Genomic DNA, 23,225 nt, shown 5'->3' with positions numbered 1-23,225 from the left:
GTGTATTGGTAATCTGTCATACGCCCGACCGGGACGGTCGGCACTACAAAACCTTAACATTTTTTAACGAACTGCTAATCAGAACAGTAAATACCTTCGTGGCGATAAAACTACCTCCACCAAATCGGTCACGTTATGCTCCAGAATTACCTCAAAATTGCGTTTCGCAACCTTCTCCGACGTCGATTCTATGCACTCGTGACGTTGCTTGGCCTGACGGTTGGTATTACGTTTTTGTTGCTGATTAGCAATTACATTCAGGGCGAACTGGCTGTTAATAAAACCCTGCGCAATTCTGGCCAGCAGTATCTGGTACGGAGTCATTGGAAGGAGGCAACCATGGGTATGGACATCACAACCCTATCGCCTATTGGCCCCACACTCAAGCAATTATACCCGAATCTGGTCGCTAACTACTACCGATTCTACGGCATAACGGCCATCATTTCGAAGGACGAGAAGCATTTCCGGGAAAGTATCCAAGTGGGCGATTCGACGCTGATACCCATGTTTGGCTTTCCTATGGCCTATGGCGATCCAAAAACGTCTCTCCTTGAACCAAATTCCATTGTCATTACGGCGGCTGTTGCGCAGAAATTTTTCGGCAAAACCGATGTGCTTCGGCAACAGCTAACGGTGCAGACACCGGCGGGCGGCAAACAGCTATTTACCGTGACAGGCGTGTTGCAGGATTTGCCAAAGAACAGCGTCACAGATCTAGTTCCCACGCCCAACCGGGTTTTCATGTCGATGCGGGACATCAATTATTTTGCGCCGTCAACCGGCATAAATACCTGGCAGAATCAATATATTCCGAACTACCTGGAACTACAACCGGGCGTAACCGCTGATCAACTGACTCAACCTATTGCCAAAGTTCTGGCAACCTATGCACCACCGGGTTTCAAGGAAAATCTGGAGGTATCGCTTAGCCCACTGGACACATTTTATCTGAAAGGCAACAATGGTCTGATCGAAAAAATGGTGCTTACGCTCACTCTGATTGGAGTTTTCATCTTGTTGATGGCCGTGGTCAATTTCATCAACATCACCATTGGTATATCGGCTACGCGCCTGCGCGAAATCGGCGTCAGGAAGGCACTGGGTGGACTGAAAAAGCAGTTGATTGGTCAATTTCTGGCCGAGGCTCTCCTCCTGACAGCCGTTGCTACGATACTGGCGCTGGGCTGTCACGAACTGTTCCGATCTACGTTTGCCGACTTGCTGGAACGGCCAATTGCCTCCTTGATTACCTGGTCGCCACTCGCCTTTGCTGCGTTGATAGCTGGCGCGTTGCTGGTTGCGTTACTGGCAGGTGGTTATCCGGCTTTTGTGCTGTCGAGCATGCCTTCGATAGAATCGTTGAAAGGCAAGCTAACGGCATCGGTGCAGAAAGGAATCGGGCTTCGTCGGGCGTTGATCGTGTTTCAGTTTACGGTCGCCATTTTCGTATTTGTGGGCGCTATGGTCATCAGTCGGCAGGTTGCTTATTTTTTCAGCAAAGACCTGGGCTATCAGAAAGAACAGATCATGACGGTGGCCTCTGTCCCGCGCGAGTGGTCGAAAGATGGCGTGCAGCGGATGGAAGGAGTTCGGAATCAACTTGCTCGTATTCCCGGTGTGAGCAACGTGAGTTTTTCGTTTATTATTCCCGATGGTAAAAGTAGTGGCAGTGGTCAGGTATTTCACCACGGACGTGATAGTACCGATGCCGCTACAATGGAAGTGCTCACCACCGATGAACACTTTGCGCAAACGTATGGACTGCAACTACGGGAAGGCCAGTTTTTCCACGCGAACGGCGGAGCTTATGATTCCACGCGCGTAGTCTTGAACGAATCGGCGGCCAAAGCCCTGGGTTGGCGTGATCCTGCCAAAGCGATAGGTCAGCTTGTGCGGTTTCCGGGGGGTAACGTCCCGCTTCGAGTAGATGGCGTTCTAAAAGATTTCCATTTCGGATCGCTGCACCAAACGATCAACCCACTCATCTTCATCCATGTTCGCGCCAATCTCGTTTACCGCTATTTCTCCTTCAAACTTGCCCCAGGTAGCGCAGATCATTTGCAAAAAACTATAGCCGCAATTAACAAAGAATGGGCGCGACTCTTTCCTGATGCACCATTCGAGTATTCGTTCATGGACGATACGCTTCAGAAGCTTTACCAAACCGAAAAGCAACTGCAAAAAGCATCCCGGCTAGCCACTACGTTAGCGCTGATCATCGTACTGTTGGGCGTGTTGGGACTGGTTTCGCTGAACGTAACCCGACGTACCAAAGAAATCGGCATTCGGAAAGTGTTGGGTTCTTCGACCATCGGCATTGTCAATCTATTCATGAAGGAATTCGTGCTGATTCTGATCATCGCCAATGTTATTGCCTGGCCGTTGGCCTACTACCTGCTCAGCGACTGGTTAACGCACTTTGCTTACCGGACAGATTTGTCGTGGACGCCGTTTGCCTTGGTGGCGCTTATTCTAGCGCTGTTAACAGGATTAGTGGTCAGTGTTCAGGCCATTCGGGCAGCAGGGGTGAATCCGGTGAAGAGTTTGCGGAGTGAATAGTGTTTTTTTTTCACCCTTCGAAAATGTCAGCCAGGTTTAATTGTAATCCGGTTTCTGGATCAGCAATAAGGCCTTCAGTAAAATTAAGCTGTTGACGATTGGGCAATAGAATTGACACGATTTGCAAGCTTGGTACAATCAGCCAAACAGTCTTAACACCGGCAGGAAAGTGCTTTTGGTAAATGCGTTCAATAAGGCTGTTTAAGCTCTGTTCGGGGGAAAGAATTTCGATGGTAACTAAAGGAACATCATGAACAATGATTTCGTCAGTCATCCAATTTATCTGACGCTTAGGAAAGATACATAAGTCCGGACGAGTTTTGCCCGAGGCAAACTCAAGATCAAGTTCTGTAAAAATACTGTACTGTTGCCGATAGGCCGACATGAATAGAAAGGCTAACCGACTTTGCAACTCAGAATGATTCAGGCTTGACATTTTTTCGTCTTCGTATTCGATGGGTTGCTCAACGGTTGCTTCCATAGTCGAACGAGTTTTCTCTTGAAGTGAATTCAAAGATAACCAAATGCCACAACTAAATGCTACGATCTTACCTCAAAATCGCCCTTCGAAACCTGCGTTCACAACGCGGTTATACACTTCTGAACGTGGTTGGTCTCACTATTGGCATGGTGGGTGGGCTACTCATTTTTCTGTTTATCCGGCATCACCTCAGCACCGATCGGTACCACACCAAATTCGACCGTATTTACCGGATTGTCCTGGATCTTCACCTCGATGATGGGTCCATTGAACATTATCCAGAAGCGCCATTACCCATGGCAAAAACACTGCGAACCGACTACCCGCAGGTCGAACAGGCAGCTTTCCTGTCAGTAAATCGGTCATTAACAATTAGCGTAAAACAACCCGGCCAAGAGGCTCCAATCCGCTTTCTGGAACACGATAATACGGCTCTTGCCGAAGGCGAGTTGTTTCAGATTTTCGACTATCAATGGTTGGGCGGTGATCCAAAAACGGCTCTAAGCGCTCCAAACAGCATTGTGCTAACCGAGTCATGGGCCAAACGCTACTTTGGCAACAAAAACCCTTTGGGACAGGTCATTGAACTGGATCACAAAGTTAATGCGACCGTAACGGGCCTTGTCGCCGATCCGACAAAACCCACCGATACCAACATTGGCCTGTTTGTTTCCATGCCCACCATCCGGCAACTCGACCCCGAGTTTAATGTCAATGAGTGGGGCCAATTGAACAGTAATTACCGGTTGTACTGTACACTAAAAGACAACGCGCCCACCACTGCTCAACGACTGGAAAGTACTTTCCCGGCGCTGTCAAAAAAGCACTTTGGCGACGTTGCTCATGCTTACCATTTTCACATACAGCCCCTGGCCGACGTGCATTTCGATGTGGATCGGGTGGGCGGTGTTATCCGGCTATCGCTACTATGGTCTTTGGGGTTAATTGGCCTTTTTTTAGTCCTGACGGCCTGTATCAATTTTGTCAATCTGGCAACGGCACAGGCATTCCGACGCAGCAAAGAAGTTGGCGTTCGCAAAACACTGGGGAGTTCGCGTGCGCAACTGGCGGGGCAATTTCTGCTCGAAACCAGTATGATTGTGGTGATGGCTACGATGCTGGCCGCACTAGTGGCATACCTAAGTTTACCATTATTCAGCAACTGGGTTCACATTCAGCTAGTGTTTACGCCCGACCTGCCAATGCTGCTATTTATCGGTTTATTGATGGTTATAGTGGTGTTTCTAGCGGGTGGTTATCCGGCTTTTGTCTTGTCCGGCTTCAGCCCGTGGGCGAGTCTACGGGGGAAACTCACGGCAACATCGGTGGGTGGGTACTCGCTACGACAGGGGCTGGTCGTTCTCCAGTTTATCGTTTGTCAGGCGTTGTTGGTTGGGGCGCTGGTGGTGATGCGACAGATGCAGTTTATTCGCCAAACCGACCTGGGTTTCCAGCAGGATAATGTCGTGATTGTCAACCTTCCTCTTTCTGATAAAAAATCATGGCAAGCCTTTAAAAGTGAACTGAATCAGTATCCTGATATCAAAGCGGTCACCTTACAATATCGACCGCCCTCGGCCAAAGTCATGAATGGAGGTTCCTTCAAATTTGGCTCTAACAACGAGTGGACAACCTTTCCTGCTCGTGAGCGGCTCGCTGATGCGGACTACCTGAAAACGTATAATTTGCAGTTATTGGCCGGCCGAAACATCGTCGAAGGGGATTCTATCCGGGAGTACGTTATTAATGAAACGTTGCTTCATAAGCTTGGCTTTCGCAATCCACAAGACATTCTCGGCAAACGGATGCAATACTATCTGTCATCGGTCCCGTTGCCCATTGTGGGCGTCGTTAAAGATTTCCACCAACGGTCATTGCATGAAGTCATTGGCCCCTGCTTTATTGCGTCGTTTCCCAACATGTACCGGCAGGCAGGCATTCGAATTACAGGCGCATCGTCGACGCAGACGCTGGCTCATATTCGGAGCGTCTGGCATCGGTTATATCCAAATGATGTCTTTGAGTATGAATTTCTGAATGATCAACTCGCGAAGTTTTACGAAACCGAAACGACGATTTCTCAACTCGTCAACGTATTCGCGCTGATGGCGATGGTCATTTGCGGGCTTGGGCTTTACGGTCTCGTTGCATTTACGGTTGGGCAACGTACCAAAGAAATCGGCATTCGGAAAGTGCTGGGTGCATCGGTCGCCAGTATCGTTGGTCTCCTCTCCAAGGACTTCCTGAAACTGGTTGCCGTTGCTATCATTCTGGCGTCTCCCCTAGCCTGGTGGGCCATGAGTACGTGGTTACAGGACTTCGCCTATAAGATCGACATTGCCTGGTGGGTATTCGTTCTTGCCGGACTGCTAGCTACTGGTATTGCTTTGTTGACGGTTAGTTTTCAAAGTGTGAAAGCGGCACTGATGAATCCAGTGAAGAGTTTGCGAAGCGAGTAGTCTGAACCGGGATTCAGCTGATTTAAGGATTAAAGCTGATTTTGTTTATTGATTCGCTTCGAAGAAGCGCAAGGCAAAATCAATTTTAATCCTTAAATCAGCTGAATCCCGGTTCAGAACTTGTCCGCAACTGTCCGACCAACGTCCGTAAACGGACAATGATCTTGACTGAGACAAAATAATCAACTAATAATCAACTATTTACTTTTTTGGTACAGCATTTGGGCACTATACTCTAGCGCCAAATACTGTATTCCTTATGCTACGCAATTATCTGCTGATCGCTTTCCGCAATTTGCGGAAACACAAAACATTCAGTTTCATCAATCTTACGGGAGTTGCCGTAGGGCTGGCGTGTTTTCTGCTCATTGCGCTCTACGTAAAGGATGAACTCAGCTACGACCGCTACAATACCAATGCTGACCGTATCTATCGGGTCACGCGTACATTCCTATCTTCCGAAGGAACACCCTCGCTAAAATTAGCGCAGGCAGCTCCCCCATTTGGCCCACTGATTAAACAGGATTTCCCGGAGGCCGAACAAGTTGTACGGACCATCGACAACGGTGCGCTGGTACGCTACGGCGAACACTCTTTCAACGAGGAGGACATGTATTTTGCCGAAGCCAACCTGTTTAAAGTATTTGATTTTAAACTGCTTAGCGGAAATCCGGACCAGGCACTCGTCAATCCGTTTTCGATTATGTTCTCCCGGCCAATGGCCGAGAAGTATTTCGGTAGCGAAAATCCAATTGGAAAAACCGTTCGATTAAACAACCAATTCGACCTGACCGTCACGGGCGTTTATGAGCCTCTACCTGCGCAATCGCATTTTCACCCCAAGTTTCTGATGTCGTTTTCCACTTTTAACGACAACCGTATTTACGGAGCCGAAGGCTTGAGGACCAATTGGGGTAACAACTCCTTCAATACGTATATGTTGCTAAAGCCGGGCGCAGACCCGAAACGGATCGAAGCGGCTTTCCCGGCTTTTCAGGATAAACATGTGCCATCCAACGAAGGCCGTATAGCCTCTACTTTTTCGGTACTTAATTTGCAAAAACTCACCGATATCCACCTACGCTCACATACCGATTCGGAGGTAGAGCCAACCGGCGATATCAGTTATATCTATTTGTTTTCGGCCATTGGACTATTCATTCTGTTGATCGCCTGCATCAACTACATGAATCTGGCAACAGCCCGTTCGGCAGGGCGGGCCAAAGAGGTTGGGATGCGCAAGGTTGTAGGGGCTTTGCGCGCCCAGCTCATTGGTCAGTTTCTGAGTGAATCCATTGTTTTAGTGACACTTGCGTTAGTCATTGCTATCTTTTTAGTGATTCTTTGCTTGCCCTCACTCAACGATTTCACCCAGAAACAACTGGCATTTCAGCAATTGCTAGACCCGATTTTCCTAACTATTCTGGTTGGCATTACGCTCTTAACCGGTCTGGTTGCAGGCAGTTATCCAGCATTTTTCCTGACATCGTTCCGGCCTCTTGGCGTATTGAAAGGCCAGATTGCGTCGACCATGCGCACAGGGAAACTGCGACAGGTGCTGGTTATCACGCAGTTTGCCATTGCTATTGTTCTGATTATTAGCACAGCGGTTGTCTATAATCAAATGAAGTACATCCAGGACTACCGACTGGGGTACGCCAAAGAGCAGGTCCTGTTGTTGCCCGATGTGGGCGATTCGACAACGAATTACGAGACCCTTAAACAGCAGCTTGTTCAAACGGGTGTTGCCAACGGTATGGCTCGTTCCTCCAGAGTACCGTCGGGACGACTCCTTGATTCTTACGGGGCTTCGGCTCTGAAAGGCGATACAATGGCTCCGGTCAAAGTAAATCTGCGGGCGCTGAGTATCGATCACGATTTCATTCCAGCGTATCAGATTAGTATGGTCGCTGGACGGAACTTCGACCGCTCTCATTCGACGGATACCTCAATGGTCGTTCTGAACGAGACAGCCGTACGTGAGTTAGGCTGGACACCCCAACAAGCCATCGGAAAGCCCTTTCAGTACGGACCTGCCAAAGGCCAGATTATTGGTGTAACGAAAGATTTTCACTTCGAATCACTGCATCAGCAAATGGCTGCCCTGGCCATGATTATGGGTAGAAATTTAAGATGGATATCTGTACCTCTGAAAGGAAATATTCCAGTCGCTCTACAGCGGGTAGAATCAGTTTGGAAACAGTTTTTCCCGGAACGCCCATTCGATTATCAGTTTCTGGATGCTCGCTTTGACCGACTCTATAAACGCGAGCAAACGCAGCAGACTCTGTTCAGCATTTTCGCCGGGGTTGCCATCCTGATCTCGTGTCTGGGTCTGTTTGGTTTGTCGATGTTCATGGCCGAGCAACGCACCAAGGAAATTGGCATTCGGAAAGTGCTGGGGGCATCAGAAACGAGCCTGGTAGCCATGTTCTCCAAAGACTTCATGAAGCTAGTCGTCGTGGCGTTACTGATTGCCTCTCCTGTGGCCTGGTACGCCATGCACACCTGGCTCAACGATTTCGCCTACCGCACCGACATCCACTGGTGGGTATTCCTGCTGGCTGGCGGCCTTACGGTATTGATTGCCTTGGCAACCGTGAGTTTCCAGAGCGTAAAAGCTGCTCTGGCGAACCCGATTAAGAGTTTACGATCTGAATAAATAGCATGGAGCAAGGTGCGCGGGGCAGGGTTTCATACCGCGCTCCATGCACCCTGCTCCACGCCAACTCCTACGCCCTCATGCTACGAAACTATTTTAAAATCGCCTGGCGGAACCTGTTGAAAAACAGGCCGTTCTTTCTGATTAATACGTTAGGTCTAGCCGTGGGGATGGCGTCCTGTCTGCTCATTTTGCAGTACGTTACGTTCGAGAGGAGTTATGATGATTTCCACCCGGATGCGCAAAACATCTACCGCATCGAATTGGATAGTTATCAGAACGGCAAACTGGCATTTAAATCAGCTACGTCGTTCCCCGCTATTGCGCCTGCGCTGAAAAAGGATTTTCCGGAAGTGCTGGAAACTGCGAGACTGTATGATGCCCAAACGGATGTGGTAACGTATAACAACGTTCATTATCGGGAAGACAATTACTCCTTCGCCGATAATTCCGTTTTCAAGATTTTCAAGATCGACTTTCTGAGTGGGAATCCAGCAACAGCATTAAGCGACAAACATACGGTGGTGATGTCGGAAACGACGGCCCGGAAATATTTTGGTAACCAGAACCCTATGGGCAAAACCCTCCTGCTCGGGCGTGAGCCGTATCTGGTGAAAGGCGTTTATAAAGATTACCCCAAAAACTCCCACCTCGAACTCGACCTGCTTTTCTCGTACCGAACCGAGCCTGAGGCTCAGACGAGTTGGGGATGGTATGATTTCTATACCTACGTCAAACTGAAACCGAGTACGAATCCAGATCAGTTTCAGGCGAAGATTACCGACCTGGTTCAAAAGTACAATCCCAGTCCGAATAGAACAGCTGGCATGCACAATGATCTATTACTCCAGCCCTTGCGCGATATTCACCTGTATTCGAATCTGAATCAGGAAGCCGAGGTGAACGGCAATGGTAAGTCGGTGACGGTACTGTCGATTATCGCCCTGTTTATTTTGGTCATTGCCTGGGTCAATTATATTAATCTGGCAACGGCCCGGGCCATGGATCGGGCGAAAGAAGTAGGTATTCGGAAAGTAGCAGGTGCCGAACGGTCGCAGTTGATTATCCAATTTTTACTGGAATCGCTGATTCTCAACTTGCTGGCGGTTGCCGTTGCCTTGGTTATCATACAAGTTAGTGCACCGTATTTCAACAATCTGACCGGGCGGCCGCTCTCATTAACCCAGTGGTTGCAGCAAGATCTTTGGTTGCCAGCAATAGGCGTATTCCTGATCGGTACGTTATTGTCGGGTTTATATCCGGCATTTCTATTGTCGAGTTTCCAGCCGATTACTGTTTTAAAAGGCAAATTAAGCAGCCTGACAGGTGGGTTGTCACTTCGGCAAAGCCTGATTGTTTTCCAGTTTGTTTCTTCGGTTGTTCTGATCATTGGCACGATAACCGTCTACCAGCAACTGCGCTACATGCAGGATCAGGACTTAGGCTTTAGTGTAACTAATAAACTGATTTTACGGGGCATATCAAATGCGGATTCAACCTATGAAGCCAAAGTCAATGCGTTCAAACAGGAACTGGTTGGAGCTAATCTGGTCAAGAAAGTGACGACCTCGGCTTACGTTCCAGGCATCGAAATTCTGTGGACGCGTGATGCCCGGCGATTAGATCGCACCGATGCTGTTGCCAACACCCTGTACAATACGGCCATTGATTATACATTTCTGGATGCCTACGATATCAAGCTGGTAGCGGGGCGTAATTTCAACCGCACCTTTGGCACCGATCGTCATAATGCCCTTATCAATGAAACCGCCGTTAAACTGTTGGGATTCGACAGTCCTGCTGAGGCAGTTGGCAAGCGCGTTAACTCAGGCGATACGTTACTGATTGTTGGTGTGGTGAAAGATTACCATCAGCAGGGATTACAAAAAGGCCATTGGCCCATGCTCATGCGCTTCATCCCCGACGATGCCCGGTTCTTTTCACTACAGCTTGCGTCGACTGATGAGTTGGATAATAAACTGGCCAATATCAAGGCTAAATATGACCAGATTTTTCCAGGCAATCCATTTGACTACTTTTTTCTGGATACCTTTTTCAATGAGCAATACAAAGCCGAGCAGCAATTTGGTCGTGTTTGTAGCTTGTTTGCTGGGTTAGCCATTTTCATTGCCTGCCTGGGCCTGTTTGCATTGGCAACCTTTATCGCCAAACAGCGTACAAAGGAAATTGGCATTCGGAAAGTGTTGGGAGCCAGTGTACCCAGCCTTATTAATTTACTCTCACAAGACTTTTTAAAGCTGGTCATCGTAGCGATCCTCCTTGCGGCACCGTTAGCCTGGTTCGCGATGAATCGCTGGCTCGAAGATTTTGCCTATCATATTGCGGTACCCTGGTGGTCGTTTGTGCTGGCAGGTTTTCTGGCGATGGGTATCGCTTTCCTAACCGTGAGTTTCCAAAGTATCAAAGCCGCGTTGATGAATCCGGTCAAGAGTTTACGAAGTGAATAGCAAGGAGCAGGGAAAACCCTGCTCCTTGTCCCCCACACCCTACCCCTCCCCCTAAACTTATGCTAACTAGCTATCTCAAAATTGCCTGGCGAAATCTCTGGAAACACAAGTTGTTTTCGGTCATAAATGTCTTTGGCCTTGCGTCAGGATTAGTGGTGTGTTTTCTGGCAATAGCGCACATCAAAGGGTCGTTTGATTACGATAATTTCCACCCCAACCGCGGCCGTACGTACCGAATTCTGACCGATGTAGTCGGAAAGGATAACGATATAACTCCGTTCGCCACATCGCCTATGCCGCTGGCAGCGACGTTAAAGCGGGACTATAGCTTCGTGGAAGAGGCTGCTCGTGTCGCCAAAACGTACGCGGAGTTTTCGAGTAACCAAAAGCGATTCACAACAGTGTCTTATGCCGTCGATCCAGGTTTCTTCCGCATTTTCGGCTATAAGCTGGCGAAGGGTCGACCGGCAACGGAGCCCAATACGGTTGTTCTGACTCGCGAAACCGCTGAGAAGTTTTTTGGCACCGCCAATCCCGTTGGGCAGGTGCTACAAAATACCGAATTAGGGCAATTTACGGTCACGGGTGTATTGGCCGACATGCCCATTAAGTCGCATTTGGTATTCGATATGCTGTTCTCGTTGCAGACGCCCTGGAATCCGCAACAGCGTGCTTCGTTTGCCGACTGGCGCAACTATCAGACTGGTCTCACCTACGTATTACTGAAACCCGGCACCACCGCTGATGCCCTCAAACAGGTTCTTCCCTCTGTCGTCGGCCGGGCAACCCGTAATCTGCATTTCAAAACCGAAAAAGGCTACAGTTTGCGCGTTCAGCCGTTCACGAAACTGTCGCCCTCCCGTCAGGAACTCATGCGTGCGACAAATGAACCACAGATAGGTGGCCTATTGGTCGAAGCTGGCGTGGGTTTACTAACCCTGTTGCTGGCCGCGTTTAACTACATTAACCTGACGCTGGCCCGTTCGCTGAGTCGCGCCCGCGAGGTGGGAATTCGGAAAGTGGCTGGAGCCGTTCGCTGGCAACTGGTTGGGCAATTCATGGCTGAGTCGGTTATTCTATCGCTGCTGGCGCTGGGACTCGCCAATGTCATGCTCGAATTCATTAAACCCATGGTTTTTGTGCAGAAATGGCTTATTGGCGGTGTGGTGTGGAACTGGCAGCTAACGGCAATTTTTGTGGTATTCAGTGTGATAGCCGGTTTGCTGGCGGGCGTTATTCCGGCCCGCATTCTATCTGGTTTTCAGCCATCGCAGGTATTGCGTAGTCAAACAGGACTACGCGTGATCAGGGGAATTTCACTGCGTAAATCGCTGATTGTCGCTCAGTTTGCGATCTCGATGATTGCCATGATCGCGCTTCTGTCCATGAGTCGGCAGATGAACTATATGGCAACGGCTGATTATGGTTTTCAGCGCGACCGGGTTCTAACGATTCCACTCAATACAATTCCTGCCCAACGACTAGCCAACGAAATAAACCAGTTGGCGGGTGTTGAGCAGGTATCTGCCACCTCGGAATTATTTGGTTCGTATGGCTATGACCATACCGTGAAACGGGAACGTAATGGCCTGGATTCATCAACGGCTTTTGTCTGGGCTTCCGATCCGCAGTTTATAGCGACCATGAATCTAACCTTGCTGGCAGGCCAGAACCTTCCCCCAGCCACGGCAGATTCAGTAGCGTCGGGCGGTTCCCGTCTGGTGCTGATCAACGAAGAAGCAGCCAAAACCTTCCGACTCGGTAATTCTCGTGAAGCAGTGGGCAAATCTCTGTGGCTCAACGATAGCACCGAAGTTCAGGTTGCCGGAGTGTTGAAAGATTTCCGGTTTACGTCCTTCGCCTGGTCAATCAAACCGCTGATTATCCAAAATAACCCTGCTCAATTTCGCTATCTGACCGTTGGTGTAGCGGCTGGCAATGAGGACGCTGTTCTAGCCGATACCAAACGCATCTGGAAACGACTCAGCCCTTATGAACCGTTTACCGGACAATGGTATACCGATTTCCTGCAACAACGCCATACCCATCCTGAAGACATGGATTTTACGACGCTGCTGCTTGTATTATCGTTTTCAATTGCCTGCCTGGGGCTTCTGGGAATGGTTACCTACAACACCCAAACCCGCGTGAAGGAAGTGGGCGTTCGCAAAATACTGGGTGCCCAGGTGAGTCAGATTGTCTGGCTATTATCACGTGATTTTGTACGCTTGCTACTCATTGCGGCCGCTATTGCCATGCCGCTTGGTTATCTGGCAGGCTATGCATTCCTGAGTAATTTCGCTTATCACGTTTCCCTTGGACTGGAAACATTCGCCCTTTGCTTCGGCAGTTTGCTCGTTCTGGGCGGTCTAACCATTGGCATCCGAACCTACCGGGCTGCCCTTGATAATCCAACAGAAAGCCTGCGAGCGGAGTAGTCAGAACCGGGATTTAACTGATTTAAGGATTAAAGCTGATTTTGTTTATTGATTCGCTTCGAAGAAGCGGAAGGCAAAATCAGCTTTAATCCTTAAATCAGCTAAATCCCGGTTCTGACATTGTCCGCAACTGTCCGCCAAGCGTCCGTTTGCGGACACAAAGTGGCTACCAACAAATTCCATATACCTAATAATCAACCAATTACAATCATGGTACATCATTTGGGTATGTGTCTATAGCTTCTTAGCTTAGCCTGTATAACATCGAGTACCCATGCTGCAAAACTATATCAAAATCGCCTGGCGGAATCTGGTTCGCAACCGGGCATTCTCTGCTATCAACATTACTGGACTAGCGCTTGGGTTGGCCACTTGCATGCTCATTAGCCTGTTCGTGCTCGATGAACTCAGCTACGACCGCTTCAACGAAAAGGCTGATCGGATTGTGCGCGTCATTTTCAAAGGCTCGATACAGGGTGGCAAAATGAACGAAGCCCACGTGATGCCGCCCGTTGCCAAAACCCTCAAAGCCGATTACCCAGAAGTATTGGAATCCACTCGCTTACGTCAGGGTGGTGCCCCCCTCATTACAATTGGCGATAAAACCTTCAAGGATAACGCCATTGCCTACGTAGACTCTAATTTTTTCCAGGTATTCACGCTTCCGCTACTTCAGGGTGATGCAAAAACGGCTCTAATTCGGCCCAATACGGCGGTTATTACCCAGGCGATGGCCCAGAAGTATTTCGGCAACGAAAATCCGATTGGCAAAGTCCTGACGATTAAAGGCTGGAATACGGGCTATCAAATTACTGGCGTCATTGACAAAGTGCCCACCAACGCGCATTTCCATTTCGACCTGTTTATCTCCATGGCCAGCCATCCAGATGCCAAATCGAACTCGTGGATGACGTCCGAATTTCACACCTATTTAGTCTTGCCCAAAGGCTATGATTACCAGCAACTGGAAGCCAAAATGCCGCAGGTGGTGGAGAAATACATGGCTCCTCAGTTGCAACAGGCGATGGGCATGACACTGGCTCAATTCCGGCAAAAAGGCAACGACATTGGCCTGTTTCTGGAACCGCTGACCGACATTCACCTACACTCGGAGATGACGCAGAATCTGGAAGCGGGGAGCGACATTCGCTACGTTTATATTTTTGGTGCGGTCGCTCTGTTTATGCTGCTCATTGCCTGCATCAACTTCATGAACCTATCCACAGCAGGTGCCTCCAAACGAGCAAAAGAAGTGGGTATTCGAAAAGTGCTGGGTTCTGTCAAAATGGCGCTGGCCAATCAATTCCTGATCGAATCGCTCCTGCTGACGGCGATTGCCTTACTTCTGGCCATCGGTCTGGTTTACATGGCGTTGCCGCTTTTCAACCAATTGGCGGGCAAAGAATTGACCCTGAATTTCACAACGAATGCCTGGTTATTACCAAGCCTGTTGATACTTGGTTTGCTAGTAGGTGTTCTGGCGGGAAGCTACCCAGCTTTTTTTCTATCGTCCTTCAAGCCGATTGCGGTACTAAAGGGCAAGTTTACGTCGAGCCGAAACAGTATCGGATTACGTAGCGGTTTGGTCGTTTTTCAATTCTTCATTTCGATCTCACTGATGGTAGGCGCCACCGTGGTGTACCGTCAGCTAAGTTACATTCAGAACAAGAAACTCGGGTACGACAAAGACCAGGTGCTGGTGTTGCCAGAAACCTGGTTGCTGGGACAAAAGGAAGACGTATTCCGTAACCAGATCATGCAGGACCCTCGCGTCGTGAATGTTAGTACGTCTGGCTATTTGCCCGCCGGTCCAAGTAATAACAACAACTTCACGGTCTATCCCGAAACCAATTCGACGCAGTTGATAAAAACCCTCCGCTACGATGTCGATTATAATTACATCCCAACGCTGGGTATGCAGATGGCAACAGGTCGGAATTTTTCTCAGCAATACGGCACCGATTCATCGGGCGTGATCCTGAATGAAACAGCCGCTAAGACATTTGGCTGGGGCGACAAAGCGCTAGGCCATACCATTACAAACGCCAACAACGAAGGAAGAAAAGCTACGTACCGCGTCATTGGCATCGTCAAAGATTTCCACTTCAAGTCGATGCACGAGCAAATTGCACCATTAGTCATGGTGCTGGGTCACAATTCAGGGACGGTGATTGTGAAGGTGAAAACCAAGGACATTTCGGGCTTATTGGCTAGTATGAAACAGCAGTGGACTCAGCTCATGCCCGATGCTCCCTTTGCCTACTCGTTTCTGGATGAGCGTTTTATGGCCACCTATCGAGCTGAGCAGAAAATCGGCAGTATCCTCGGCATTTTTGCGGGTCTTACCATTTTCGTGGCTTGCTTAGGTCTTTTCGGTCTGGCTACATTCACCGCCGAGCAGCGTACCAAAGAAATTGGCGTGCGTAAAGTACTCGGCGCGTCGGTCGGTAGTATCGTGGCATTACTCTCCAAAGACTTTCTGAAACTGGTTGCTATTGCCATCGTGATTGCTGTGCCCGTTGCCTGGTACGCCATGAGCCGCTGGCTGGAAGACTTTGCTTACAAGATTGACATTTCGTGGTGGGTCTTCGCGCTGTCGGCCGTGCTATCGGTTGGGGTTGCCTTACTAACTGTAAGCTTCCAAAGTGTGAAAGCCGCGTTGATGAACCCGGTCAAATCGTTGAGATCAGAGTAATGCCACTCTGGCGGCCCAGCGACCGTCCTGGTCGGCTGTAAACCATTTTATCACCCGACCGGGACGGTCGGCACTACATATGCTAAAAAGTTATCTCACCACCGCCCTTCGCGCCCTGAAGCGCAACTGGAGTTATTCGGTCATTAACGTGCTGGGGTTGACCCTTAGTCTGGCCTGCTGCCTGCTGTTGTTCCTGGCGATTCGCTACGAATTGAGTTTCGATAAGCACAATGCTCATGCCGCCCAAACGTACCGGCTTATATCGTTCAACAAAAAAAACAATACGGATCGACGGAACGCGGGTATTCCATTGCCTGCACTGGCGGCCCTTCGAAACGATTTTCCGAACCTGAAACATGATGTCACGATGGTTAACCGCATTGCCAATGTGGTCGTAACTGTGGGACAAAAATCGGGGGTACCGGCGAAGAAGTTCCAGGAGGGCGACGGTGTGGTCGCGTTTGTCGAACCCGAATACTTCCGGCTGTTCGATTTCGGCTGGAAAAACGGAAGTCCGCAAACCTCACTCAACAATCCGAATACGGTTGTGCTCAGTGAGCAAATGGCCCAAAAGTACTTTGGCACGGGCAACCCAATGGGGAAAACCCTGCGTGTTGAAAACAAGATGGATTTTGTGGTAGCGGGTGTCGTTCAGAACCTGCCCGCAACGACGAGTATGCCCTTCGAAGTTTTACTGTCGTTTGCATCGTTGAAACAGTTTGGGGCTAATACGAATTGGGATGACTGGCAGTCGACTTATGGTGGTGCACAGATTTATTTGAAGCTCCCCGGCACAGCGGAAGATCAGCTGATTGAGTCGGCTCAGATGGATAAGCAGCTTGTGGCTTTCGTGAATAAGTACCAGAAGCCCGAGGACGCCCGTGACCTGATTTATGCCTTACAACCTCTAACCAGCATCCATACCGACACCCGCACGGATAATTACGCCAAGCGGACTGTTAGTATAGAAATGATCTGGGCAATGGGGCTCATTGGTCTGTTTATCCTGACTACGGCCTGCGTTAATTTTATCAACCTGGCTACAGCCCAGGCGATTCGTCGGGCCAAAGAGGTGGGCGTTCGGAAAGTACTGGGCAGTTCACGCGGCCAATTGGTGCGGCAGTTTCTGGGCGAAACCGGTGTATTGACGGGTCTGGCGATGATTCTTGGTTTCCTGCTTGCACAAATAGCCTTGCCTTACGTGGGCGAGTTGCTCAATATTAAACCGGGTGCTGCCACCCTGCTCGATCCCACCGTGATTGTCTTTTTAGTTACGTTAGGGGTGCTCACCACTGCATTGGCGGGCTTCTATCCTGCTTTGGTTCTGTCAGGGTATCAGCCTATTCTGGCACTCAAAGGCAAGATTCGGGCATCGCAGGCCGGCTCTTCGGGCATTAATCAACTGACACTTCGTCGGGGTCTAATTGTGGGTCAGTTTGCCATTTCGCAGTTGCTCATCATCGGAACGATCATTGCGTATTACCAGATGAAGTACTTCCGCTCGGCCGACTTGGGCTATAGCCGGGATGCGGTACTAGCCGTGTTTATCCCGGAGAAAAATCCTGGACAACTGGAAAGTCTGAGAGCGAAACTGACGGGTTTACCGGGTATTCAGTCGATGAGTTTCGCCATGACAACCCCCTCATCCAGCAGCAACTGGTCGACCGGTTTTCGTTTCGGAAACGCGGATAAAGATTCCGACTATGGCATACTCATGCGCCCCGCCGATACCGCTTATGTCCGCACGTATGGTCTGCGCCTGATTGCGGGGCGGCTGTATCAACCGGGCGATACCATACGGGAGTTTGTCATTAACGAAGCCTTCATGAAACGCCTGGGCTTTCAGAAACCGGAACAGGTTATCGGTAAGTTCATGACGGTCAATGGCGAAACGCTGAAAAAGCCGATTGTTGGCGTCGTAAAGGATTTCAATTCGTACTCATTACACCAACACATTGAACCGATTATACTGACCTCCTATCGCGATCAGTACCGCAGCTTAGGCGTAAAACTTACACCTGGCCAAAGTACAGAGGCAATCAGTCGGTTGATTGGTCAGGTTGAAACGGCCTGGAATGCTACCTTTCCCGACTTTGTGTTTAAATACGAATTTCTGGATCAGCGGCTGGCGAACTTCTACAAAAGTGAAGAGCAGATGTACGCGCTGTTCCGGCTGCTGGCGGCTATTGCCATCTTCATTGGTTGCCTGGGTCTTTATGGTGTCGTCGCCTTCATGGCCGAAACCCGAACCAAAGAAGTAGGAATCCGAAAAGCGCTGGGGGCCTCGACTGCCCATATTTTCGGCTTGTTCTCGGTTGATTTCGTCAAACTGGTACTGGTTGCTCTGGTGCTGAGTTCGCCACTGGCCTGGTACGTCATGAATCAGTGGCTACAGAAATTCGCGTTTAAGATCGACATTGAGTGGTGGATGTTCGCACTGGCCGGTTTGTTGGCGGTTAGCGTCGCGCTCCTGACCGTGAGTTTTCAAAGTATCAAAGCCGCGATGATGAATCCAGTGAAGAGTCTACGTTCTGAATAAAAGCATGGAGCGTGGAGCACGGGTGGCTAGTCCCTGCTCCGCGCTCCATGCTCCACACCAAAACCCTAAGCCCTATGCTAACGAACTATATTAAAATCGCGCTTCGAAATCTCTGGCGGCATCAGCTTTATAGCCTCATCAACATTGGTGGACTGGCCGTTGGTATTGCCGTGAGTCTATTGATTTTGCTTTACGTCGTGCATGAGCATAGCTACGACCGTTTCCATCCAAACGCTGACCGTACAGTTCGATTATCGGCACGGATGAAGCGCGAAAGCATGGATATAAATTCAATGAGCCTGGCACTCTCTGTAACTGACCGTATTCGTCGGCAGGTGCCCCAGGTCGAAGTGATGACGCGGCTTATTAGTGGTGACTGGCAAGGGAAGGACGTAGTACAATATAGAAATACACCCTTGTACGTCAAGGGCTTATATTATGCAGAACCGTCTTTCTTCGACTTGTTCAACTTTCAGATGAAGCAGGGCGATGGGCGTAAGGCACTAAGTCGCCCCCAAACGGTCATTCTGACCGAAACACTGGCTAAGAATTTATTTGGTCAGGAAGACCCAATGGGTAAAACACTGATGTTCAACCAGAAACACCCATTGGAAGTAGCGGGTGTCATGCAGGATTTACCATCCAACACGATTTTTTCATTTCCACTGCTCATCTCAGCCAGTACGTTCAACACAATTGCCGACGAATGGCAGCGAAAGAACGGGGCCGCTGGTGAAACCTTTATGCGGCTTTCCAGCACTGAAGACATAAAAACGATTGCCTCATTTATTAACAAACATATTTCCTTATCAGACGATCCAAAAGAAAAAATTACCGCTTATACCGTCCCGATTACCCAACAACACTTATCTCCTGACGGCGGTAGTTCGGCAACGGCCTATGTGTCTACATTTTTCTGGGTAGGCCTCAGTGTTCTTTTGTTGGCATTAATCAACTACATGAATTTAACAACGGCCCGTGCCACCATACGTGCCAAAGAAGTTGGTATGCGGAAAGCATTGGGTGGCAGTCGTGGAGCACTGATCTGGCAGTTTTTCACGGAGTCGACACTGCTAAGCGCCCTGGCATTTGGACTTGGGATCTCCTTGCTCATCGTTGCCAAAACGCCGTTTATGACCTTCATTAACACGACGTTAGACGACTCTTTCCTCTGGCATCCTTATTTCATAGGGACGGTGGTGAGTGTCTTTATTATCAGTATTCTGCTGGCCGGAAGCTATCCGGCTCTGTTGTTATCTGGCTTTGCGCCCTTGAACGTATTGAAAGGCCACTTTACCCGGACGGATCGTTTTGGAGTACGACGCACCCTGGTGGTGTTCCAGTTCGTCTTGTCGGGTGGGCTTATTTTTTGCACACTAGTCGTCCAGCGGCAGCTTAATCACATGCAAACGAAAGACCTGGGCCTGAGTACCGAACGGGTAATGGGTATTTCTATGGCAGGGCCTTTGGCGAAAAACTATGCCAGTTTCCGAAATGAGATTCGGCAACAAAGTGGTGTTCAACACGTAGCGGCTGGCGGTTTGGCCATCTTCGACGGTGGATTTAATATTTGGTCGGCAAAGACAGCCGCAATCAAAAGCCCGATTACACTGCTGGGGATGAGCGTCGATAATGAATTTATCGAAACCCTTCAATTGCACTGGAAATTGCCGCCCCACGGAAAAGCAGCAAAATATACGGTTATTAGCCAGACTGCGGCTAAAGAACTGGGTATCGCCAAAAATCCCATTGGTCAATCAGTAAGCCTGGGCGAGCAACAAAAAGAGGTGGCCGGTGTTCTCGACGATTTTTTTCTGACATCTGTAAAGAATACAGTCAATCCAATTATTCTTTTTGTCGGCCCCGACACCAGCCGAAACAATGCAGAATTCGGTGGAACATTTTACATCCGTTTCCATAAACAGGCCAACTTGCTGAAGCAGGTAGCTACACTTGAAGGCATTTTCCATAAATACGCTCCCGAAATGCCGTTCAAGTACTATTTCCTCGATGAGGCATTTAACAACCTGTTCCAGGTCGAACAGCGGCTTGCTAACGTACTGAATCTACTTACGAACATTGCCATTCTTATTGCCTGTCTGGGTTTGTTCGGTCTGGCCGCCTTTACCGCCGAACAGCGAACGAAGGAAATTGGCGTACGGAAAGTGTTGGGGGCTTCGGTAGCGAGTATCGTTACGCTGCTCTCGAAAGATTTCCTGAAACTGGTATTGATCGCTATCGTCATTGCCTCCCCTATTGCCTGGTGGGCCATGAATCGCTGGTTGCAGGACTTCGCCTATAAAATCGACATTGAGTGGTGGATGTTTGCCCTAGTCGGTTTGCTGGCCGTTGGCATTACGTTATTGACCGTCAGTTTTCAGAGTATCAAAGCCGCCTTAACGAATCCAGTGAAGAGTTTACGATCTGAATAAATGCGTTGAGCAGGGTGCACGGGTTGCTAGTCCCTGCTCCATGCACCCTGCTCAACGCCCCACAACCTATGCTGACAAACTACATTAAAATCGCCTGGCGGAACCTGGTTCGTAACAAGGTTTATGCATCCATCAATGTGCTGGGGCTGGCCCTGAGCCTCACATGCGGAGTTCTGATCTTTACGCTGGTGGCTTACCATTATGGCGTCGATCGGTTTCATACGAATGCCGACCGCATTTATCGCGTCGTTATGGAAACGCACCACGATGGGCTTAATTACTCGTCGGGGGTGTATTCGCCACTGGGTCGGGTGATTCGTGATGAACAGACGTTTGCCGAAAAAACGGCCCGAGTACTATCGGTTGGCGGAATGGCGATTATGGTTCCAAACGCCGGAAAGATCGATAAATACCCATCAGACGTCGCGTTTGCAGAGAGCGACCTCTTCAGCATTCTCGACTTTCCGTTGCTACAAGGCGATGCGCAAACGGCCCTTAACGCCCCCAACACAGCAATCCTGACGGCACGTATGGCCCAGAAGTTTTTCGGGACAGCAAATCCAATGGGCAAAACGTTTCGGTTCGACAATCGGATGGATTTTACCGTAACGGGCGTCCTGCGCGATCTTCCAGCTAACACCGACCGTCGGGAAGAAATTTACCTCTCGTTTGCTAACGCCAAGCAATTTGATGACTATTTCAATGAAGAAAACTGGGGCAACTACTCGGGTAGCCTTCAGGTCTTTACGTTACTAAAGCCAACCACATCAGTAGCAACAGCAGAGGCAGCGCTGGCCAGCGTCATGAAAAAATACGTGACCGACGAGAGTAATAAGCATAATGTCCTCAAGCTTCAGCCCATTGCCGATATGCACCTCAACACCAATTACAGCGGGAGCATCGACAAAACAAATCTGTGGGTGTTATCGCTGATTGGCTTCCTCTTGATTGTAGTCGCCTGCGTCAATTTCATTAATCTAGCCACGGCGCAGGCACTCAAACGAGCCAAAGAGATCGGCGTTCGGAAAGTGTTAGGAAGTCGTCCAAGGCAGCTTTTTTGGCAGTTCATAGCCGAAACGGGTCTTATCAGTGTACTGGCCACATTGCTTGCCCTCGGCGTGGCCGCGATGACGTTGCCCTTGCTGGGTCAGCTGTTACAAATCAACTTGTCGCTCAATCTGTTCAGCGACTTCCGACTTCCGCTCTTCCTGCTCCTGTCAACCTTAGTCGTCACGTTTCTGTCTGGAGCCTACCCCGGCCTGGTGCTGGCGGGTTTCAGACCAGTATTGGCCCTCAGTGGTCGATTGGCACAGCGTCACATTGGCGGGTTCTCGCTGCGTCGGGTGCTGGTGGTGGGGCAGCTGGCGTTGTCGCAGTTGCTGATTATCGGCACCATCGTCATTACCAACCAGATGCGGTATGCACATCAGGCCGATATGGGGTTCACAAAAGATGGCGTCGTGATGCTGCCGTTGCCGGTTCAGGATAACGCCAAAATGAGTACGCTCAAGTCCCAGTTTCTGCAACTTTCTGGTGTCGAAAAAGTATCGTTCTGCTACCAGGCCCCCGCCGATTTAGGCATTAACGCAACCACGATACGGCTCGACGGTCGGGCGGAGGACGAGAAATTTCTGATCGTTACGAAAGATGCCGACGAGGAATATGTTCCTACCTTCGGACTTACCATGCTGGCCGGTCGCAACATCACTCATTCCGACACCACCCATGAGTATGTGTTGAACGAAGTGGCGCTGAAATCACTGAACCTGAAATCTCCGCAGGAAGCCATCGGAAAAATAATGTACACCAGCAAAGGCAAACGAAAAGGCCCCATTGTTGGCGTGATGAAGGATTTTCATAACGGCTCGTTCCGGCAGTCGATTCCTCCCATTTGCATCCGGGCGAATGTAGGTGCGTATCAGGTTTGTGCGGTTCGGATGAATACGAGCACACTCAGAACGTCGCTGCCAGCAATAGAGAAAATCTGGACGGAAACCTTCCCCGAATTCATTTATTCGTACCAGTTTCTGGACCAGCGAATCGCTAATTTCTATGCACTGGATGAGTTGATGCTGACCTTGCTCAGTGTCTTTGCGCTGATCGCCATATTTATTGGTTGTCTGGGACTGTTTGGCTTAGTCTCCTTCATGGTGGCTCAGAAAACAAAAGAAATCGGTGTGCGGAAAGTATTGGGCGCCAGTGTGCCGTCTATTCTCTGGCTGTTTGGGCAGGAGTTTGTTCGGCTAACGCTGATCGCCATTGTTATTGCTTCGCCCATTGCGTGGTACGCCATGAATAAATGGCTACAGAGCTTCACCTACAAGATCGACATTGAGTGGTGGATGTTCGCCTTGGCGGGTTTGCTGGCTGTAGGTGTTGCGTTACTGACGGTAAGTTTTCAGAGTGTGAAAGCCGCCCTGATGAATCCGGTCAAGAGTTTACGATCTGAGTAGTGTGGGGCTAGGGGCATAGGGGTAAAGAAAACACCC

10 protein-coding genes are annotated in these 23,225 nt (G+C 49.5%); 9 read left to right on the top strand and 1 reads right to left on the bottom strand.

Annotated features, from left to right (window positions below; translation table 11 throughout):
- Positions 1-135 precede the first annotated feature (135 nt).
- On the top strand, positions 136-2,562 hold the full coding sequence (locus tag GO755_RS23720; RefSeq protein ID WP_157587782.1) for an ABC transporter permease: 2,427 nt from the start codon (positions 136-138) through the stop codon (positions 2,560-2,562).
- 10 nt (positions 2,563-2,572) lie between these two features.
- On the opposite strand, the gene GO755_RS23715 is transcribed toward GO755_RS23720, so the two are convergent.
- Positions 2,573-3,043 carry a Uma2 family endonuclease gene (locus GO755_RS23715; RefSeq protein WP_157587781.1) on the bottom strand — a complete coding sequence of 157 codons (471 nt, stop codon included), beginning with the start codon at positions 3,041-3,043 and terminating at the stop codon, positions 2,573-2,575.
- A gap of 56 nt (positions 3,044-3,099) precedes the next feature.
- Here GO755_RS23715 and GO755_RS23710 point away from each other — a divergent pair, with 56 nt between their 5' ends.
- The 8 genes from GO755_RS23710 (at position 3,100) to GO755_RS23675 (ending at position 23,189) form a co-directional block, all read left to right on the top strand.
- A complete protein-coding gene (locus GO755_RS23710) occupies positions 3,100-5,502 on the top strand; it encodes an FtsX-like permease family protein (RefSeq protein ID WP_157587780.1) in 2,403 nt (800 codons plus the stop codon).
- Positions 5,503-5,761: 259 nt separating this feature from the next.
- Positions 5,762-8,164 carry an ABC transporter permease gene (locus tag GO755_RS23705; protein WP_157587779.1) on the top strand — a complete coding sequence of 801 codons (2,403 nt, stop codon included), beginning with the start codon at positions 5,762-5,764 and terminating at the stop codon, positions 8,162-8,164.
- An 80-nt stretch (positions 8,165-8,244) separates the two neighbouring features.
- On the top strand, positions 8,245-10,632 hold the full coding sequence (locus GO755_RS23700; protein ID WP_198174909.1) for an ABC transporter permease: 2,388 nt from the start codon (positions 8,245-8,247) through the stop codon (positions 10,630-10,632).
- A gap of 59 nt (positions 10,633-10,691) precedes the next feature.
- Positions 10,692-13,070, top strand: a complete 2,379-nt coding sequence (locus GO755_RS23695) for an ABC transporter permease (protein ID WP_157587777.1) — start codon at positions 10,692-10,694, stop codon at positions 13,068-13,070.
- 274 nt (positions 13,071-13,344) lie between these two features.
- Positions 13,345-15,765 carry an ABC transporter permease gene (locus GO755_RS23690; protein ID WP_157587776.1) on the top strand — a complete coding sequence of 807 codons (2,421 nt, stop codon included), beginning with the start codon at positions 13,345-13,347 and terminating at the stop codon, positions 15,763-15,765.
- A 79-nt stretch (positions 15,766-15,844) separates the two neighbouring features.
- Positions 15,845-18,304 (top strand): ABC transporter permease, encoded by a 2,460-nt coding sequence (locus GO755_RS23685; RefSeq protein WP_157587775.1) that lies wholly within the window; start codon positions 15,845-15,847, stop codon positions 18,302-18,304.
- Positions 18,305-18,378: 74 nt separating this feature from the next.
- Positions 18,379-20,736, top strand: a complete 2,358-nt coding sequence (locus tag GO755_RS23680; RefSeq protein WP_198174908.1) for an ABC transporter permease — start codon at positions 18,379-18,381, stop codon at positions 20,734-20,736.
- 68 nt (positions 20,737-20,804) lie between these two features.
- Positions 20,805-23,189, top strand: a complete 2,385-nt coding sequence (locus tag GO755_RS23675; protein ID WP_157587773.1) for an FtsX-like permease family protein — start codon at positions 20,805-20,807, stop codon at positions 23,187-23,189.
- Positions 23,190-23,225: the final 36 nt, after the last annotated feature.

The organism is Spirosoma arboris, assembly GCF_009754945.1.
In the GTDB taxonomy this organism is placed as follows: domain Bacteria; phylum Bacteroidota; class Bacteroidia; order Cytophagales; family Spirosomataceae; genus Spirosoma; species Spirosoma arboris.
This window is presented reverse-complemented; position numbering and strand designations above follow the sequence as displayed.

Excerpts from the sequence above, each read along its gene's own strand:
- GO755_RS23720 (WP_157587782.1), top strand. The coding sequence starts at position 136 with ATGCTCCAGAATTACCTCAAAATTGCGTTTCGCAACCTTCTCCGACGT.
- GO755_RS23715 (WP_157587781.1), bottom strand. The coding sequence starts at position 3,043 with ATGGAAGCAACCGTTGAGCAACCCATCGAATACGAAGACGAAAAAATG.
- GO755_RS23710 (WP_157587780.1), top strand. The coding sequence starts at position 3,100 with ATGCTACGATCTTACCTCAAAATCGCCCTTCGAAACCTGCGTTCACAA.
- GO755_RS23705 (WP_157587779.1), top strand. The coding sequence starts at position 5,762 with ATGCTACGCAATTATCTGCTGATCGCTTTCCGCAATTTGCGGAAACAC.
- GO755_RS23700 (WP_198174909.1), top strand. The coding sequence starts at position 8,245 with ATGCTACGAAACTATTTTAAAATCGCCTGGCGGAACCTGTTGAAAAAC.
- GO755_RS23695 (WP_157587777.1), top strand. The coding sequence starts at position 10,692 with ATGCTAACTAGCTATCTCAAAATTGCCTGGCGAAATCTCTGGAAACAC.
- GO755_RS23690 (WP_157587776.1), top strand. The coding sequence starts at position 13,345 with ATGCTGCAAAACTATATCAAAATCGCCTGGCGGAATCTGGTTCGCAAC.
- GO755_RS23685 (WP_157587775.1), top strand. The coding sequence starts at position 15,845 with ATGCTAAAAAGTTATCTCACCACCGCCCTTCGCGCCCTGAAGCGCAAC.
- GO755_RS23680 (WP_198174908.1), top strand. The coding sequence starts at position 18,379 with ATGCTAACGAACTATATTAAAATCGCGCTTCGAAATCTCTGGCGGCAT.
- GO755_RS23675 (WP_157587773.1), top strand. The coding sequence starts at position 20,805 with ATGCTGACAAACTACATTAAAATCGCCTGGCGGAACCTGGTTCGTAAC.